The sequence below is a fragment of the Algibacter ulvanivorans genome (assembly GCF_048381495.1).
In the GTDB taxonomy this organism is placed as follows: domain Bacteria; phylum Bacteroidota; class Bacteroidia; order Flavobacteriales; family Flavobacteriaceae; genus Algibacter_B; species Algibacter_B ulvanivorans.
Genome location: NZ_JBLWGD010000001.1, coordinates 787,072 through 806,100 on the forward strand (window position 1 = coordinate 787,072; position 19,029 = coordinate 806,100).

A 19,029-nucleotide genomic window follows, 5' to 3' on the forward strand; every position below is an offset into this window, starting at 1 on the left:
GTTTGTAGTTTAGTTAGTTTATAGAGATTTTCTAAGAATTAGGTTGTTAGGGTTTTTAACTTGAGCAAATTCATTATTTATAATCATTTCTGCTAAGCGTTTTCCCATAAAATTAAAGTCTGTTGATATGGTTGTTATACCGCCTTCAACAATTTCTTTTAATAGTGTATCGTTGTATGAAATAATGCCAATGTGTTTAGCAAGCGTTAGTTGTTGTTCTTTTAGGCGTTTTATTATTCGTATTAAATTTTTGTCATCTAATACTATATATAACTCACCTTCTATGAGTTGTCTGTTTTTTAGAGTTTCAATAATTTCGTTTGCAATATTATTTTGAGAGCAAAATAAATTAAACCCTTCTATAAGACCTTTTGGTTGGCGATCATCATAAAGTAATATCGCTTTTTTGTATTTTTTTATGTGCTTATATGCTGTTTGTAAACCTTGGTGTATATTTTTTTTAAAATCTTGGTGTACAGAAGGATAATCTATTAACTCTTTATGTACTTGGTCTAGTATGTAAACTTTGTTTTTAGGAAGCCTACTAATTGTTTTGTTGGTGTTTTTTAGGTTTGCTGGCATAATCACATAAGCGCTATAGTCGCCAACATTATCGTTAATTAACTTATTAAAAACATCAATATTAAAATGATGAAAAAATATGTCAACTTGTGCATGTTCTCCCATACCACTTAAAAAGGAGTTATATAAATCTTCTTTAAAAGAGTTTAACTCATCAAACAGTAAAAAAATTTTCTGGTTAATATTAATTTCTTCACTAATTACATAGTAGCCTTTTCCAACAATAGATTGGATAATGCCTCGAGTTTTTAATTCGTTAAAAGCACTAAGTACAGTATCTCTAGATAGTGAATTTTGGTTTTTTATGCTGTTTAAAGACGGGAGTTTGTCTCCTTTTTTTAACGAGCCTTCAATTATAGCGTTTTCTATAACAGCTACAATTTGTTTGTATTTTGGAGTGCCGGATTTCTTTTTTATAGAAATAGTATTCATAAAGCAAATATATCTTTTTTTTTAACAAAAACAAACTGGTTGGTACTAGTTGGTTTTTTTATTTGTAAATTTAAAGTAGATATTAATTTTTATAGATGTTTGTTTTTTAAATGAATATAGTTTTGTTGTGGAAAATATTGGTTTATGTATGCTATATAAAAAAAAATTCATAAGTTTGTATACCAGAACAGAACAGAATGGATAAAGACACCTTGCTTTTAACAATAAACCATCAAGGCGATATACCAAAATATCAGCAGTTAGTTAATGCTATAAATGATGCTATTAGCGAAAACATATTAAAGCGAGGAGACGCATTACCCTCGGTAAATAAAATATGTAAAAGCAATGGGTTGTCTCGCGATACTGTATTTAAGGCATACACTATTTTAAAAGAAAACGGTGTAATCGAGTCGGTACCTAATAAAGGGTATTATGTAGCTAACGAAATAAAAAAAGTATTATTGGTGTTAGATACTTTTAAGGCTTATAAAGAGGTGTTGTACCATGCGTTTGTAAATAATTTGCCCGATAATATAATTACCGATGTGCAGTTTCATCATTATAATATTGATAACTTTAAAACCATTTTAAATAATAGCAAAGGAAAGTATTATAAGTATGTAGTTATGACATTTGATCATAACAATGTGTCTTCTGTATTGGCAGATATAGATAATGATAAGTTATTACTTGTAGATTGGGATATACACTCAAACTCAAAAAATAACTTTGTATTTCAAGATTTTGGCGAGGCTTTTTTAGAAGCTTTAAAAGGAGCTGTTACTAGTTTTAAAAAGTATAAAAAACTTGTTTTTCTATATCCAAATTTCACATATCACCCAAAAGAAACTATCGAGTATTTTAAAAAGTATTGCGAGTTATACCATTTTAAATACGAAATATTAACAGACCCTAAAAAATTTCGGTTAGAACAAAACGTAGCATACATAAGTACAAGCGATAGAATGTTGGGGCAGTTTTTAGAGCAATGTAGAGATAGAGGTTTTGAGCCAGGTGTAGATGTAGGTTTTCTTTCGTATAACGAAACACCTATGAAAAAATTTATATATAAAGGAATTTCGGTTATATCTACAGATTTTAAGGCATTAGGAATAAAAGCCGCTCAGTTTATAACTCAAGATAAACCAATTCAAACATATATACCAACAAAATTAATAAACAGAGAGTCATTATAATATGTATTACTTAGGATTAGACATAGGCAGTTCTTCTATAAAAGCCGCTTTAGTAGAAACTAAAACAGGAAAAAGTTTAGGTGTTGTACAAGAACCCAAAGAAGAAATGGGTATGTACGCTCAAAAAAACGGATGGGCAGAGCAAAACCCAAACCATTGGTGGGAACATATTTGTAAAGCTATAACCCGATTAAAAAAAGAATATAATGTAAGCAGAACTCAAATAAAAGGGATTGGTATTGCTTACCAAATGCACGGTCTTGTGGTGGTCGATAAGGCAGGAATTCCACTTCGTAAAAGTATTATTTGGTGCGATAGTAGAGCTGTGGAAATAGGACATAAAGCATTTGCCGAAATAGGAGCAGAAAAATGTGCAACAAACCTATTAAACTCACCAGCAAATTTTACAGCATCAAAATTAAAATGGGTAAAAGAAAATGAGCCAGAGGTATATAAACAAATACATAAGTTTATGTTGCCAGGCGATTTTATTGCCTATAAATTTTCAAACACTATAAACACTACAATTTCAGGGTTATCTGAAGGTGTTTTTTGGGATTTTAAAAACGATAATGTAGCAGATTTTTTATTAGAATATTATGGTATAGACAAAGCACTTGTACCAGATATCGTAGATACATTTGGAGTACAATCTGTAGTCGATGCAAAAGGCGAAACCGAAAGTGGTATTGCAGCAGGAACACCAATTTATTATAGAGCCGGCGACCAACCAAATAATGCCTTAGCATTAAATGTATTTAACCCAGGCGAAGTAGCAGCAACCGGAGGTACATCGGGTGTTGTATATGCAGTAACTAGCAATCTATCTGGTAAAGAAAGTACACGAGTAAATAATTTTGCACATGTAAATTATTCAAAATCAAACCCAAAAATAGGCAAACTATTAAATATTAATGGAGCCGGAATACAATACCGTTGGTTACTAAATAATTTAAATGTAAGTTCTTATGAAGATATGAACACGCTAGCATCGCAGATACCAATAGGGTCAGATGGTGTATGTATGCTGCCTTTTGGTAATGGTGCAGAGCGCATGTTAAATAATAAAGAAATAGGAACAAGATTAGTAAACTTAAACCTAAACAATCATAATAAAGCTCATGTGTGCAGAGCTGCGTTAGAGGGTATTGCATTTTCGTTTGTTTACGGTATGGAGATATTAAAATCCGATGGAATACAACCAAGCGTTATACGCGCAGGAAACGATAATTTATTCCGTTCAGAAATTTTTGCTAATACCGTAGCCACATTAATAGAGCAAGAAATAGAAATTTATAACACCACAGGAGCAATTGGAGCAGCAAGAGCAGCAAATCTTCATAAAGGCGATTATAAAGCCTTTGGAAAAGTTATTATGGATAACGATCATGTTATGACATTTATGCCATTTAAAGATAAGCAAGCCTATTTAAAAGCATATAATAACTGGAAAAAAGAATTACAACTCATTTTAAATAAACAAAATTAGGGCGTTACCACAAGGGTCGGGCTTTACGTTACAATCTTTTAGCTCGTGCCTCGCAAAAAGGATTTCCTCTGCAATCCCTAACGCAAAGCAGAACTAAAAACAAATTAACAACACATTAAATTAATACAATCAATTATGGCAACTACAGAGTATTTTAAAGGCATAAGCAACATTAAATTCGAAGGAAAAACTTCCGATAATCCTTTAGCATTCAAATACTACAATCCAGACCAAGTTGTAGCAGGAAAAACCATGAAAGAATGGTTTAAATTCTCAATAGCATACTGGCACACATTCTGTGGGCAAGGTTCAGATCCATTTGGGCCTGGCACACAAAATTTCGCATGGGATAAATCAGCAGATCCTATTCAAGCAGCAAAAGATAAAGCCGATGCAGCATTCGAGTTTATAAATAAAATGGGATTCGATTATTATTGTTTCCACGATTTCGATTTAATTCAAGAAGCACCAACATTTGCAGAATCAGAAAAACGTTTAGAAATAATTACCGATTATATAAAAACCAAACAAGCAGAAAGCGGTGTAAAATTACTTTGGGGAACAGCCAATTGTTTTTCTAACCCACGTTATATGAATGGTGCGTCAACAAACCCAGATTTTAATGTGGTTGCCAGAGCAGGAGGCCAAGTAAAATTAGCTTTAGATGCCACCATAAAATTAGGCGGTGAGAATTATGTATTTTGGGGAGGTCGTGAAGGTTACATGTCTTTATTAAACACAGATATGGGGCGCGAACTAGACCACATGGGGCAATTTTTAACCATGGCTAGAGATTATGCCAGAGCACAAGGATTTAAAGGTACTTTCTTTATCGAGCCAAAACCAATGGAACCAATGAAGCATCAGTACGATTTCGATTCGGCAACAGCCATAGGATTCTTGAAAGAATACGGTTTAGATAAAGATTTTAAAATGAATATTGAGGTAAACCATGCTACACTCGCGCAGCATACCATGCAACACGAATTAGCCGTTGCAGCAAAAGCAGGTATGCTAGGAAGTATAGATGCTAATAGAGGCGATTACCAAAATGGTTGGGATACAGACCAATTTCCAAACAACATTCAAGAAACAACCGAAGCTATGTTAGTATTCCTTCAAGCTGGTGGTTTACAAGGCGGAGGTGTTAATTTCGATGCTAAAATTAGACGAAATTCAACCGATATGGAAGATGTTTTTCTTGCTCATATTGGTGGAGCCGATACCTTTGCAAGAGCATTAATTACTGCAGACAAAATTATACAGTCTTCTTCTTATAGTGCATTAAGAGAGAAAAGATACAGCTCTTTCGATTCAGGAAAAGGAAAAGATTTTGAAACAGGTAAGTTAGAGCTAAAAGATTTATACAATATTGCTAAAGATGGTGGAGAACCAACATTAAAAAGTGGAAAGCAAGAGCTTTTCGAAAATATTATAAATCAATATATATAAGTAACTATGTAAAACTTAAAATACAAGTTTTCCTTAAATAAGAGACCTAATAAACTCTTAATAAAAAATGCCTTTCTTTTTTAGAAAGGCATTTTTGTTTTAAAGGTTTATTAAAATAAATTTTTTATTACTATTTATTATATATATATTTGGTACACCAAACTGGTATACCAATTTTACTGTTGCAGCTATTTTATTGAAAATAACTGAAATTAATGGTTTTAAAACTGAATTAACTAAACTATAAACGTCTATTATAATGAAAACTAAAGTGGTTAAATTAATAACACATTTGTCTTTAATAATATGTGTGGCTTTTTTTATTAGCTGTAAAAACAATAATAAAGTTGAAATTACAGAAATAGAACAAGTTACGTATCCTAGCGATGTTATTCCTTTTATGGAACAATGGAAAATCCTGTGTGGAGATGGCAAAAGTATTAACGAAATTGTAAAGGTTCAGCACAAAGATTTTTTTTATGTAGAAAACGAAAATAATATTAACTGGGTAGTATATAAAACCCCAAATTCGGGTATAACATCTAGAACATCTAGTAATACGAGAACAGAATTAGGGCAAAAAAAACATTGGATACCAGAAACAGGAGGAAAGCTAACAGGAACATTAAAAGTACAACACGTGTCAACTTCTGGCGATGCAAGGGTAGCTGCTTCATATTCAGTAGTTGTTGGGCAAATTCATAGCGACGAAGGTCATGAAAACGAACCTATCAAGATTTTTTATAAAAAATTCCCAGGCCATAAAAAAGGCTCGGTGTTTTGGAATTACGAAATAAATACCGCTGGAGATAATTCAAAAAGATGGGATTACTCAACCGCTGTTTGGGGTTACAATATGTCTGTAGTTGGCAAAACACCAAGTACATACCCGCCAGAACCTAAAAACGGGATAGCGTTAGGCGAAGAGTTTAGTTACGAAATTAACGTTTATAAAGGCATCATGTATGTTACGTTTACAAGTAAGGGGCATAAAACAAAAACATTTACAAAAAACTTATTACAGTCAGAATTCTCTAAAAAAGAAGATATTCCACAGCAAATATTAACACTATACACAGCAATTGGTCGTGATGGTGTAGAACGAGAAAATGCCTATGCCGGAGAAATTCAATATTTTAAACAAGGTGCTTATAATCAGACCAACGGGAAAAATCCTGAAGATAATATAGTATGGAGTACAGGGTCTAAAACGTATGGCGGCAATATAGCAAAGCAATATGCAAATGGTTGTTATGCAGAAGTTTGGTTTAAAGAAGCAACAGTTGGAGAAGGCACAATGCCAAATTAAAATGTAAAGTTATACAAAAGCATTTAGGTTTTGAATAAAGTAATATATATAATGGGAGTTTCGGGCAGCGGAAAGAGCACAATAGCACAATTGCTTTCTAGTCGTTTAAATATTCCTTTTTTTGATGGCGACAATTACCACCCACAATCTAATATAGATAAGATGAGTAGTGGGAAATCATTAAACGATCAAGATCGTTATGGTTGGTTGGTAACATTAAATCAATTAGCAAAAAAAAGACTCCAAGAAAGTAGTTGCGTTATTGTATGTTCTGCACTAAAAAAATCTTACAGAACTATTTTAAGTCAAGATGTACAAAATCAAGTAACATGGATACACCTTGCGGGAAGTTTTAACCAAATTTTCGACCGATTAAATAAAAGAGAAAACCATTTTATGTCTTCAAATTTGTTGCAATCGCAGTTCGATACTCTAGAATATCCAAACAATGCCATAGAGGTGAATATAAGCTTAAAACCTAATGAAATTGTAAACAAAATAATAAATGAAATAAAAATGAAATCAGAATTCGGATTATTTGGATTAGGTGTAATGGGTAAAAGCTTAAGTAGAAACTTGGCTCGAAAAGGATTTAAACTGTCTGTATTTAATCGAGAGGAAAAGGGAACAGAAGAAAATGTGGCTGTTAATTTTAAAAACAAATATGAAGAATTAGAATTAACTCAGCCTTTTTCAGATATTGAAGCTTTTGTTAATTCCTTGCAAACACCACGAAAAATAATGCTAATGGTAAATGCAGGTAGCATAACAGATTTGGTTATTGAAAATTTAATTCCTTTTTTATCTGAAGGCGATGTTTTAATTGATGGAGGAAACTCAAACTATTTAAAAACCAAAGAGCGCTATGATTACTTAAAATCTAAGAGTATTCATTTTATAGGTGTAGGTGTTTCTGGAGGAGAGCAAGGCGCATTATTAGGTCCATCAATTATGCCAGGAGGCAATAAAACCATATATAACTTAGTAAAACCATTTTTAGAAGCTATTTCAGCTAAAGATGCAAACAATTTACCTTGTTGTACTTACATAGGCGAAGAGGGTAGTGGGCATTTTGTAAAAATGGTACATAATGGTATAGAGTATGTAGAAATGCAATTATTGGCAGAAGTTTATACTATTTTAAAAACTATGGATAAAAATCCAGATGAAATTGCCAATATATTAGAAACATGGAAGCCTAAAGTAGATAGCTATTTGCTAGGCGTTACTATAGATATTTTAAGAAAAAAGGAAGATAACGATTGGTTAATTAATAAAATAGTTGATAAAGCAGGAAATAAAGGCACAGGAAACTGGACTACTGTTGCTACAGCACAATTAGGGGCTCCAAGTACTTTAATAGCTTCGGCATTATTTGCACGTTACACATCATTTTATAAAGAAGAGCGACTACAAGCAAATAAAAATTTTAAAATTATTCCAGCGGCATTAAACTTTCAAATTGAAGATGTTTTAAATGCATACCAGTTTGCAAGAATTATTAATCATTATCAAGGTATTAAACTAATTTCAGAAGCAGGAAAAGCTTACGAATGGCAATTAAATTTAAGTGAAATTGCTAGAATTTGGACTAATGGTTGTATTATAAAATCAGATTTAATGCAGCAATTAATACCCGTTTTAAAAACAGACGATAATATTTTAAAAAATGACGCCATAATTAATCAGGTTAAAGCATTAAAACCATCAATAAACAAAGTGGTTTCAGAATGTATACTTAAAGAGCTTCCGGTAACTAGTTTTAGCGAATCTGTTAATTTTTTAAATGCTTATTCAACGGCTAATTCTTCAGCAAATATAATTCAAGCCCAACGCGACTATTTTGGCGCACATACTTACCAACGTACAGATGATAACTCTGGTAAACATTATCATACCAACTGGAATTAACCAATCCTTAAAAAAAACTATAAATACCAACTAAACATAAAAAAATATGTCAGCATCAAAAACAAAGAAATCTTTATTTAAAAAAATAATAGCTCTAGTATTAAGTTTTGGTCCAGGTATTTTTGCTATTGGTTATACAATTGGTACAGGAAGTGTAACCTCAATGATAGTTGCAGGAAGTAAATTTAATATGCAATTATTATGGGTGTTGTTATTAAGTTGTTTATTCTCTGGAGTATTAATGTTTGTTTATGGTAATTACGGTCTTATTACAGGAGAAACAGCGCTTTACGGTTTTAAAAAACATTTAAAATACGGAAAAGCGCTTGCCATTTTAATTATTGTTGGTATTACATTTGGTCAATGGAATTCTTTAATGGGCATTTTAGGTATTTCGGCTAATATTATTTACGAAATATTAGCTGTTAATTTTAATGGTTTAGAAGGGTTAAAGTATGAAGTGGTATTGGTTACAGCTATCATAATAATAATTGTGTTTTATTTATTAATGTTGGTTGGTAAGTATACCTTTTTCGAAAAAATCCTAGTCATTTTTGTAACCTTAATGGGGCTTTCGTTTGTATTGTCGTTATGTTTGGTGCAACCATTGGCTATAGATGTTGTAACAGGGTTAATACCATCTATTCCAGATGTTTCAGATGGTAAAATGTTAGTGGCTGCATTTGTAGGTACAACCATGGCTGCGGCAACATTTTTATCACGTCCTTTATTTGTAAAAGGAAAGGGATGGACTATAAAAGATTTAGATAAACAAAAAAAAGATTCTATCACAGCAGCAATACTAATTTTTATAATAAGCGGCACTATAATGGCTGTAGCTGCTGGTGCGCTGTTTTATGATGGTAAAGTAGTTACTCAAGTATTAGATATGGCAAACACTTTAGAGCCTGTGGCAGGTAAGTGGGCTGTAACTATCTTCTTTTTTGGAGCTTTAAGTGCAGGCTTGTCTTCTATTTTTCCTTGTTTATTAATAGCTCCGTTACTGGTAGCCGATTATCAATCAGGAGAAATAGATACCAATTCTAAGCAATTTAGAGTTATAACATTTATAGCTTGTTTGGTAGCGTTAATTGGTCCGGCTTTTGGAGGTAATCCTATCGAAATTCAAATTTTATCTCAAGTTTTTAATGTCTTTATTTTGCCACTTGTAGTGTTAGGTATCATATTATTGGCCAATAATAAAAGCATTATGAAGGGTTATAAAATGAGCATTTGGGTAAATATAGGTTTATTCGCGGCTTTATTCTTCTCTTGTATTGTGTCTTATACAGGAGTAATAGGCATCATGACAAAATACTTTTAATAAAAACAATTTTAAATGAAAAATAAATTAAATTTTCACATCGTAGTCGGGTTATTTTTAATGTTAACTTATTCTTGTAAACAATTAGAAACAGATAGATTATTAGTTAAAAATATAGCAGCATTTAATAATGCTGTAAAAGAAGCAAAACCAGGAGATGTTATTACAATGGCTAATGGTGTTTGGGAAGATGTTGAATTGGTTTTTGAAGGTAAAGGAACACAAGAAAAACCAATTAAGCTTACTGTAGAAAATAAAGGAGAAGTAACTTTAGAAGGCAATTCGAACTTACAATTAGCGGGCGAGTATTTAATTGTAGAAGGTTTAGTGTTTAAAAACGGTTATACACCAACAAATGCAGTAATTTCTTTTAGGAAAAACAGAGAAGAAATAGCTAATAATAGCCGTTTAACCGAGTGTGTAATAGATAATTATAATAACCCCGAACGCCAAGTTCAAGATTATTGGGTTACTATTTACGGAAAAAATAATCGTATAGACCATAACCATATAGTAGGCAAAAAAAATTTAGGAGTTACCATGATTGTTGGTTTAGATACTAAATCGAGTAGAGAAAATAATCATAGCATAGATCACAATTATTTTGGTCCTAGGCCAACCTATGGAAATAATGGAGGCGAAACTTTAAGAATAGGTACAAGCCATCATGCTTTACAAAATTCTAATACATTAGTAGAATCTAATTATTTTGATAGAACTAACGGTGAGCATGAAATTATTTCAAATAAAGCCTGCCAAAATACTTTTAAATACAATACATTTTTCGAGTGCACAGGAACTTTAACTATGCGCCACGGAAACGAAACATTGGTAGACGGAAATGTTTTTATAGGAAACGGAAAACCCAGTACAGGAGGCGTACGTATTATTAACGAATCGCAAACGGTTATTAATAATTATCATGTAGGGTTAACAGGTTACCGTTTTCGAGGCGCTTTTGTAATGATGAATGGTGTGCCAAATTCACCACCAAATCGTTACGTTCCAGTAATTAATTCAAAATTAAGTAATAATACATTTGTTAATTGCGACCATATTCAACTATGTGCAGGAAGCGATTCTGAAAGAAGTCAGGCGCCTAAAACATCAGAGATATCAGGGAATATATTTTATAACGAAAACAAGAATAATACTTTTACTATCTATGATGATATTAGTGGGATAACTTTTAAAAATAACCTTTTGGGAGAAAATGGAGAAACGCCAATAAAAGAAGGTTTTAAAAATGCTAAAATTAGCTTAGTAAAAAACGAACAAGGATTTTTAATTCCTACTTCAGATAAAATTAAAAATAAAATTACAATTAGCCCTAAAATAGCAACCAAACAAAACACAGGTGTAAATTGGTATTCTAAAAAAGACAAGACAGTTGCTTTAAATTCGGGAAAAACAATTAAAGTAGCTTCAGGAATTAATACATTATACAACATTGTAAAAACATCAGAAGCAGGAGATATAATAGAGTTAGAAGAAGACGGAACATACTTGTTAACAAAAGCAGTAAAAATAAAGCATCCTCTTACTTTTAAAACCTCAGGAATAAAAAAAGCTACAATTTTGTTTGAGCGAATGATGGCTTTTGAAATTGAAAATGGAGGGAGTTTATCTTTAAACAATGTAAGTTTCGATGGCACAAAATCTCCAGATTATGCTGGGAATTCTGTAATAAGTACAAGTAAAAACTCAATGATTGAAAACTACAAGTTATTTATAGATAATTGCGAGTTTAAAGATATGGTCGTTAATCATTCGTTTGATGTAATACGTGTTTCTAAAGGAACATTTGCAGACACTATAAGTATTAAAAATTCAAAATTTAAAAATATCTCAGGGCATATTGCGGCTTTAGACAAAGAAACAGATGATATAGGCGCCTATAATGTTGAATATTTTATTATGCAAAACAACGTGGTTACAGACTTGCAAGGCGCGGCTTTACGTTTATATAGGGGTGGAAAAGACGAAAGTACATTTGGACCTTTCTTAGAAGTAAATTATAACGTTTTTAATAATGTAGGCTTTGGCAAAAAAAATAAATATAATTCTGCAATGTCGTTATATGGAGTTCAAGTTAACACTATTCAAAACAACAATTTTAACAATACAAAAGGTTTAAAAATGCATTTAGTAGTAGGAGAGCCAATAGTAAATATAGTTAATAATAACTATTATAAATCAGGACAAATAGAAGTTTCTGGCCATGAAAAGTATAATATTAAAAACCTTTATAATATTAAACCCGTTTTTAAAGAAGGAACATTCCAGCTTATAGAAAATTCGCCATTATTAGAAAAAGGTATAAAGACATTAAATTAAGCTTGCGTAAAGCCATAAGAATAAGATATTGGTGTATTAATACTGTTAATATGAATTTAGATATACTCTCAAAAAATGAAAATCAGGAAATAACCAGTTTAGTAAAAAAGTTAATTTCTGAAATAGGTAAACTTATAACTTATAAACATTTAGAACCTGGAGATAAATTACCAGCCGAACGTGTTTTAGCCGAAAAATTTAATGTAAGTAGAAGAAGTGTAAGAGTAGCCATTCTTAAGTTAGAATCTTACGGTATATTAAAATCAATTCCGCAAAGCGGAACTTTTGTAGCTAATATTGGAGCCGTTGCTATGAATGGGATGATTGATGATATTGTAAGTCTTGATTTGCCCAATTTTAAATCGTTAGTAGAAACCAGAATTTTATTAGAGCTAAAAGCTGTAAAATTAGCAGCTTTAAGGCGTACTGAAAAGGATTTAGAAAGAATAAAAGAAGCGTTAAATGCTCATGAAGAAAAACTTGTGTCTGGAGAAGACGCCGTACAAGAAGATTTACTTTTTCATTTAGCGATAGCAAAAGCAAGCGGAAATGTTACTATAAATCAAATAATGATTGCTATTACACCACAAATTATTGTCGATTTTAAAAAATACCATACCGAGTATGATGAATTAGATGAATTAAGAATAAAAGAACATTCTAAAATTTATGAAGCCATTAAACTTCAAGACCCTCAATTGGCTAAAAATAGAATGAAAACACACTTTAAATTGCTGTACGAATACTGTGGAGTTGATTAATTAAATATAAAAAATATAAAAAGGAAATAGATAAAATTAATATTTATTGCTCTTATCTGTTTAAAGAAAAATAATAAAGCGTTTAAATGATGAATAAAAACAAGATAACTGGAAAAAAAGTACTTATAACTGCAGGAGCTCAAGGTATTGGTGAGTCCATAACTAAACATTTTATAGATAGCGGCGCTCTGGTAGCAATTCACTACTTTTCTAGTGCAGATACCGCTAACCAATTGGTGGAATATGCAGCCAATAAAGGTCAAAAAGCAATTGCTATAAGTGGTGACTTAACAAATGAAGCTGATGCTAATACCATGATTAATAAAACCGTAGAAGCGTTGGGAGGTTTAGATATTCTAATAAACAATGCAGGTTCTTTAGTAGCACGTAAATTGCTTAGCGAAATGGAAACAGAATTTTGGCATAAAGTAATGGATATTAATTTAACCTCTATGATGTTTGTTACACGAGCTGCATCATCACATTTAGCAAAAAATAAAAATAGTAGTATTGTAAACTTGGCATCATTAGCTGGGCGTAAAGGCGGCCATCCAGGATCATTGGTGTACTCTACTAGTAAAGGTGCTATATTAACATTTACTAGAGCCTTATCTGCAGAGTTAGGCGGGCAAGGTACAAGGGTTAACGCAGTTGCTCCTGGTTTAATTTTAGGAACATCGTTTCATAATACGCATACTACAAAAGCATCAGCTCAAGCTACAATATCTGGTATTCCAATACAACGTGCAGGTAATGCAGACGATGTGGCAAGAGCCGTATTATATTTGGCTTCAGAATACGATGGCTTTATTACAGGCGCTACACTTGATATTAATGGCGGAGTTTACAATATGTAATGGTTTGTGTTTACAATAATGCTTGTTATTCTAGCCGAATATAGTTTTCAGAAAAAATAGGATGTCCTAAACTGTCAATTTCAGTTTGGCTAAATTTGTTTTCTTCAATAGTAACATTAAAAATAAACGCTGTCTTTTCTTTAATAACTTCGTTCATCGATTTAGAACCAAAATCTAAAACCTCAGTTAAAATGCCATTTTCTACTGTATAATTCCCATAACCAAACCAGTCAATAGAATCAGAAATACGTGTTCTGCTCCACATTACTTTTGTGTTCGAGTACATTTTTATTTGCTTATTGGTACTTGAAGATAAAATAGTGTCTGCAACCCCATCTTCTCCATAGTTTATAAAACTAACTAATTTCCATGCCCCTTTTAAAGTGTTGGTGTTTTGTTCTGTTTTTTGGGTCAGATTTATAGTTTCTTTAGATTTAGAAGGGTTGTTACAAGAAATAAAAAGAATAATACAGGTAATTAAGAATAAGTTTTTCATGGTGCTAATTATTAGGTGGTTACAGTACTAAAGTTACAAAAAAAACGGCAATTATATTTTAGCTTTATTAAGCTATAAAAAGTGTTGATAACTTATGTGTAAGGTTTTAAGCAAAAATTCTACTTTTGTACTAATAAAATTTAATAATAATTATGTCTGATACAATAGAAAAAGTTAAATGCTTAATTATAGGTTCTGGACCAGCAGGTTATACAGCAGCTATTTATGCAGCTAGAGCAAATATGAGTCCTGTACTATATCAAGGAACACAACCAGGAGGGCAGTTAACAACAACAAATGAGGTTGAAAACTTCCCTGGATACCCAGATGGTATAACTGGCCCAGAAATGATGATGCAATTACAGGCACAGGCACAACGTTTTGATACAGATGTACGCGATGGTTGGATTACAAAAGTAGATTTTTCTGGTGATATACATAAAGTATGGGTTAATGGAGAGAAAGAAATCCATGCCAATACAATTATTATTTCTACAGGAGCTTCAGCAAAATATTTGGGGTTAGATTCAGAACAGAAATACCTAAAGCTAGGCGGTGGAGTGTCTGCTTGTGCTGTATGCGATGGTTTCTTTTATCGTAATCAAGAAGTGGTTATTGTTGGAGCTGGCGATTCTGCTTGCGAAGAGGCTCATTATCTTTCTAAACTTTGTAAAAAAGTTACCATGTTGGTTCGTAGAGATGAGTTTAGAGCTTCTAAAATTATGGCGGCAAGAGTTCAAAATACAGAGAATATAGAAATTCTGTATAATACCGAAACAGAAGAAGTTTTAGGAGATGGCCAAGTTGTAACAGGTGTTCGTGTTTTTAATAATCAAACCAACGAAAAGCATGATATTCCAGCTACAGGATTTTTTGTAGCTATAGGGCATAAACCAAATACCGATATATTTAAAGATTATTTAAATTTAGATGAAACCGGTTATATTATAAATGTGCCAGGAAGTTCTAAAACCAATATAGATGGCGTATTTGTATCTGGTGATGCGGCAGATCATGTGTATCGACAAGCTGTTACAGCTGCAGGAACTGGGTGTATGGCTGCATTAGATGCCGAACGATATTTAGCTGCAAAAGATGCTACTTTTGAAGTATCAACTTCTACTTATAATTAAAATATTATTCTAAAATGTTAAAGGGTCAAAGTAATTTACTTTGACCCTTTTTTTTTTAATTATTAACCATTTCCTTCAAAATGCATTTGGGTGTAATTAATGCATAAAGCTTTAATACATAGGTGTATAGTTTTTGTTTAACTATTAAATAAAAAGCATACGCTAAAAGTTTATAGTCTATTCTATATATTTTTACTTAAAAATGTAGCTTTTTTATTACAAATTATTTTTTTTTATTACTTTAACCATAAATCTTAAAGATTTATTAGCTTTTTAACATAAAAATAGTATATATTTGGAAAACCAAACTGGAAAACCAATTTGGTGCACCAAATAAAAAATGATAAATGAAGTTTAATTTATTAATCAAGTTTGGTAAAAATATGTCAGTTCAATTATTTTAATACAAACTTTTAAAACCAATTTTATAAATGAATAGTAGTAATTAATATCATGGAAAATCAAAAGAATAATTTATGCTAAGGTTTAAATCCTATTGTGTTAAATCATTCGGTTAGATTATTTACAAAAACTTAAACTAAAATTTAAACTAAAATTAAACTAATGAAAAAAACAAAACATTTAAAAAAAACATTCCTAATAGTATTAGGGCTTTGTTTTGCGTTTACATTAAATGCACAGCAAAAAACTATTTCTGGAACTGTAACAGCCGAAATAGACGGTTATGGTTTACCAGGTGTTAATGTTATTGAAAAAGGAACAAGCAATGGCGCATCTACAGATTTTGATGGAAATTATTCTATTAGCGTAAGTGGAGACAATGCTATTTTAGTGTTTAGTTACATTGGTTATGTAACTAAAGAAATTACTGTTGGAGCCCAAAGTGTTATAGATGCTGCATTAGCAGAAGACTTAGCTGCTTTAGATGAGGTTGTAGTAGTAGGTTATGGTACACGTAAAAAATCGCATTTAACAGGAGCGGTTGCAAAAATAGGAGGTGATGATGTTGCTGCGGTACAAACAGCACGTGTAGATGATGCATTAGCGGGTAAATTACCAGGAGTTTTAATTCAAAATCAAGATGGTTCTCCAGGTGCAGCTCCAAAAATTCAAATTAGAGCGGCGTCTTCTATTTCTGGAGCATCAAACCCATTAATAGTTGTAGATGGTTTTCCAATTTCTGGAGGTATTGAAACTGTAAATCCTAACGATATTCAAAGTTTAGAGGTGTTAAAAGATGCTGCTTCGGCTGCTATTTATGGTTCTAGAGGTGCTAATGGTGTAGTTTTGGTAACAACAAAAAAAGGAAAATCTGGTAAAGTAAAGTTTAGTTATAATGCCTATACAAGTACTTCGAGTAAATACAGAAGCAATATCCTTAAATCTGGGCCAGAATGGGCGGCTCATGCAAGGTCAGAAATTGCTGCTGGTAACTGGACTAGTACAGTAGCTACACAAGATCCTGCTTTTTTAGAATATAGATTAAATGCTTACGAGAATTCACCTGGAGCAATTAGTCCAGAAGATTGGCTTTTCCAAAACGGTAGTGCTTCTAGCCACGATTTTAGTATGAGTGGTGGTAGTGAAGATGTAAACTTTTTTGCTTCAATTGGTTACCAAAATGCAGAAGGTGTTGTAATTACTCAAGGATTTGAAAGATTAAATGCCCGTTTAAATGTTGATGCTAAACTAGGAGATAAATTTAAAACAGGAGTTAGCTTTAATGGATTTACTTCTAAAAGAGATATTTTAGGTCATGACATGAGAGATTTACTAAGATCTTATGGTGTACACCCTATTTATCATACAGAAGAATCTATTGCATTTGTTCAAGCCTTAGATGCAGAAGCACAAGCATTAGGATTAGCAGCATTTGATAATGGCTATAGAGGTTCTGGCTATGAAGCAAGCAGTATTTACGATTTAGAGCCAGGTATGGCAGCACAAGATTGGCATTATGGTAGAGCTAATAATGGTATTGGTGGTTCTGGAGATGCAGGCCCAGCTGCTAAGCTTGATAATACAGATAGTTGGGAGAAAACATTTTTTGGAAATGTTAGCGGATATTTACAATACAGTATCTTAGAAGGTTTAAACATAAAAACGGTTTTAGGTGGCGATATGAGAGATACGCAAACCTATGCGCACAGATTGCTTGGATTCGATTCTAGAGCGCGTGATTCACAAACGTTTATGAATCAAGTAGATTTGAAAGTAACTTCAGTATTAAGCGAAACAACCTTAAGTTATGCTAAAGAAATAGGAAAGCATGATATATCGGCAGTTGCGGGTATCGAATTCCAAACGACTAAATTTGTAGGTACTGGTTTAGCAGGGGCTAATGTGCCAGATGAGGCAATTCTTAATTACAACTTATTTGATCCGGCAGATATTACTGTAACAGAAAGAGACGAAACAAGAGCGAGAGAAAGTGTATTTGGTAGAGTTAATTATGCTTATGATGATAAGTATTTAGTATCTGTATCTGTAAGACGCGACGGAGATTCTCGTTTTGGTGCTAATAAAAGATTTGAAACATTTCCAGCACTTTCGTTAGGATGGAATTTACATAATGAATCTTTTTTAGCAGATAATGAAGTGTTAAGCCAATTAAAGTTAAGATTTAGTACAGGTTCTTTAGGTACAACGTCTTTCCTAGGGTCTTACGATTCATTAAGCCTTCTAGATCCTTCAGCAACAATATATGGTACAGGATTTTTAATTCCATCAAATTCATTAAACGAAGATTTAACTTGGCAAACTAATACAGAAACCAACTACGGTATCGATTTCGGGTTCTTAAATAACCGTTTTAGATTAGGTGTAGATTATTATACTTCAGATATCGAAGATATTTTAATTAATCAAGCGCAGTCTGAAGTTTTAGGAAACCCATCTTCAATACTTAACGTTGGTGATGTAAAGAGTTCTGGTTTAGAGTTTGAATTATCTGCAAGATTAATTAATAACGATGATTTTTCTTGGAATATGAATGCTAACTTATCTACTGTAGAAACCGAAATTACAGACTTAGGAGGTTTAGATGAATTACCACAGCAAATTTTTGGGCAAAGTGGTAGAGGTCCAGTATTTAGAAACTATGTTGGTGGTGGTATTGGCGAAATGTGGGGGTTAGAAACCATAGGAGATGTAGAAATGGAATATCTAGCAGATGGTACTAGACACCCTAATAGCCAAACAGGAGAGTCTTATGTTGTAGATCAAAACGGTGATGGTGTAATTGATAGAACTAGAACTGTTGAAGATGGAGGAGATTTAGTTAAAATAGGACAAAATACACCAGATTTTTATTGGGGTATGTCTCATAATTTAAGTTATAAAAACTTCGACATGTCACTACAATTTCAAGGTTCTCATGGAGCAGAGGTTTATAACATCGACCCACTTTATTACGGATCGCAATGGGGCGGACGTTTAGATTATGCGGCTTTAGATGCTAATAGTGATGGTATTGCAGACCATAATGGAGAATATTATGAAAGAAATAGAAACCAAACTGATGCCATGATTCAAGATGCATCTTATATAGCATTAAGAAACTTAACTATTGGTTATACACTTAATTCAGATTTAACAGAAAAAATAGGTTTAAGTTCTGTTAGAGCTTACGCTGCAGCAACTAACTTATTTTATATTATGGGGAGCGACTACACATCATATAATCCAGAAGGTGTAAACACTACAGATCCAACAGTTTACGGGGCTCAAGTAGGAGCAAGCCCAGTTGTTAGAAGTTTCACTATAGGTTTAAATGTTAATTTTTAA

The 19,029-nt window shown here is 32.3% G+C and carries 13 protein-coding genes; 11 read left to right on the forward strand and 2 right to left on the reverse strand.

Translation table 11 applies throughout. The features are described 5' to 3' along the window. Positions 1-18: 18 nt before the first annotated feature. The gene (locus ACNG5D_RS03690; protein ID WP_418182137.1) at positions 19-1,014 is read right to left on the reverse strand and encodes a GntR family transcriptional regulator; all 996 of its coding nucleotides are present in this window, start codon (positions 1,012-1,014) and stop codon (positions 19-21) included. 197 nt (positions 1,015-1,211) lie between these two features. Here ACNG5D_RS03690 and ACNG5D_RS03695 point away from each other — a divergent pair, with 197 nt between their 5' ends. The 9 genes from ACNG5D_RS03695 to ACNG5D_RS03735 all read left to right on the forward strand — a co-directional run bounded on the left by ACNG5D_RS03695 (position 1,212) and on the right by ACNG5D_RS03735 (position 13,653). After that, the gene (locus ACNG5D_RS03695; protein WP_418182138.1) at positions 1,212-2,213 is read left to right on the forward strand and encodes a GntR family transcriptional regulator; all 1,002 of its coding nucleotides are present in this window, start codon (positions 1,212-1,214) and stop codon (positions 2,211-2,213) included. A 1-nt stretch (position 2,214) separates the two neighbouring features. Continuing rightward, positions 2,215-3,702, forward strand: a complete 1,488-nt coding sequence (locus ACNG5D_RS03700) for a xylulokinase (RefSeq protein ID WP_418182139.1) — start codon at positions 2,215-2,217, stop codon at positions 3,700-3,702. Between the two features lie 135 nt (positions 3,703-3,837). Next, the gene (xylA, locus tag ACNG5D_RS03705; RefSeq protein WP_418182140.1) at positions 3,838-5,154 is read left to right on the forward strand and encodes a xylose isomerase; all 1,317 of its coding nucleotides are present in this window, start codon (positions 3,838-3,840) and stop codon (positions 5,152-5,154) included. Positions 5,155-5,413: 259 nt separating this feature from the next. Further along, positions 5,414-6,463, forward strand: a complete 1,050-nt coding sequence (locus tag ACNG5D_RS03710; RefSeq protein ID WP_418182141.1) for a polysaccharide lyase family 7 protein — start codon at positions 5,414-5,416, stop codon at positions 6,461-6,463. 30 nt (positions 6,464-6,493) lie between these two features. Then, positions 6,494-8,374 carry an NADP-dependent phosphogluconate dehydrogenase gene (gndA, locus tag ACNG5D_RS03715; protein WP_418182142.1) on the forward strand — a complete coding sequence of 627 codons (1,881 nt, stop codon included), beginning with the start codon at positions 6,494-6,496 and terminating at the stop codon, positions 8,372-8,374. A 46-nt stretch (positions 8,375-8,420) separates the two neighbouring features. Then, positions 8,421-9,698, forward strand: a complete 1,278-nt coding sequence (locus ACNG5D_RS03720; protein WP_418182143.1) for an Nramp family divalent metal transporter — start codon at positions 8,421-8,423, stop codon at positions 9,696-9,698. A 15-nt stretch (positions 9,699-9,713) separates the two neighbouring features. After that, on the forward strand, positions 9,714-12,035 hold the full coding sequence (locus tag ACNG5D_RS03725; protein ID WP_418182144.1) for a chondroitinase-B domain-containing protein: 2,322 nt from the start codon (positions 9,714-9,716) through the stop codon (positions 12,033-12,035). A 50-nt stretch (positions 12,036-12,085) separates the two neighbouring features. Next, complete coding sequence (locus ACNG5D_RS03730; protein WP_418182145.1) at positions 12,086-12,796, forward strand: FadR/GntR family transcriptional regulator; 711 nt, start codon at positions 12,086-12,088, stop codon at positions 12,794-12,796. Between the two features lie 86 nt (positions 12,797-12,882). Further along, entirely contained in the window at positions 12,883-13,653 is a 771-nt protein-coding gene (locus ACNG5D_RS03735; protein ID WP_418182146.1) for an SDR family NAD(P)-dependent oxidoreductase, read from the forward strand. 25 nt (positions 13,654-13,678) lie between these two features. On the opposite strand, the gene ACNG5D_RS03740 is transcribed toward ACNG5D_RS03735, so the two are convergent. Further along, entirely contained in the window at positions 13,679-14,149 is a 471-nt protein-coding gene (locus ACNG5D_RS03740; protein WP_418182147.1) for a hypothetical protein, read from the reverse strand. Positions 14,150-14,301: 152 nt separating this feature from the next. Here ACNG5D_RS03740 and trxB point away from each other — a divergent pair, with 152 nt between their 5' ends. Further along, positions 14,302-15,282 (forward strand): thioredoxin-disulfide reductase, encoded by a 981-nt coding sequence (trxB, locus tag ACNG5D_RS03745; RefSeq protein WP_418182148.1) that lies wholly within the window; start codon positions 14,302-14,304, stop codon positions 15,280-15,282. A 564-nt stretch (positions 15,283-15,846) separates the two neighbouring features. After that, positions 15,847-19,029: a SusC/RagA family TonB-linked outer membrane protein gene (locus ACNG5D_RS03750; RefSeq protein WP_418182149.1), complete on the forward strand. Its 3,183-nt coding sequence runs from the start codon at positions 15,847-15,849 to the stop codon at positions 19,027-19,029.

Bases quoted from the DNA above. Each gene is read 5' to 3' on its own strand.
- ACNG5D_RS03690 (WP_418182137.1), bottom strand. From the start codon at position 1,014: ATGAATACTATTTCTATAAAAAAGAAATCCGGCACTCCAAAATACAAA.
- ACNG5D_RS03750 (WP_418182149.1), top strand. From the start codon at position 15,847: ATGAAAAAAACAAAACATTTAAAAAAAACATTCCTAATAGTATTAGGG.
- ACNG5D_RS03700 (WP_418182139.1), top strand. From the start codon at position 2,215: ATGTATTACTTAGGATTAGACATAGGCAGTTCTTCTATAAAAGCCGCT.
- ACNG5D_RS03735 (WP_418182146.1), top strand. From the start codon at position 12,883: ATGATGAATAAAAACAAGATAACTGGAAAAAAAGTACTTATAACTGCA.
- ACNG5D_RS03740 (WP_418182147.1), bottom strand. From the start codon at position 14,149: ATGAAAAACTTATTCTTAATTACCTGTATTATTCTTTTTATTTCTTGT.
- ACNG5D_RS03720 (WP_418182143.1), top strand. From the start codon at position 8,421: ATGTCAGCATCAAAAACAAAGAAATCTTTATTTAAAAAAATAATAGCT.
- ACNG5D_RS03725 (WP_418182144.1), top strand. From the start codon at position 9,714: ATGAAAAATAAATTAAATTTTCACATCGTAGTCGGGTTATTTTTAATG.
- xylA (WP_418182140.1), top strand. From the start codon at position 3,838: ATGGCAACTACAGAGTATTTTAAAGGCATAAGCAACATTAAATTCGAA.
- ACNG5D_RS03730 (WP_418182145.1), top strand. From the start codon at position 12,086: ATGAATTTAGATATACTCTCAAAAAATGAAAATCAGGAAATAACCAGT.
- trxB (WP_418182148.1), top strand. From the start codon at position 14,302: ATGTCTGATACAATAGAAAAAGTTAAATGCTTAATTATAGGTTCTGGA.
- ACNG5D_RS03695 (WP_418182138.1), top strand. From the start codon at position 1,212: ATGGATAAAGACACCTTGCTTTTAACAATAAACCATCAAGGCGATATA.
- ACNG5D_RS03710 (WP_418182141.1), top strand. From the start codon at position 5,414: ATGAAAACTAAAGTGGTTAAATTAATAACACATTTGTCTTTAATAATA.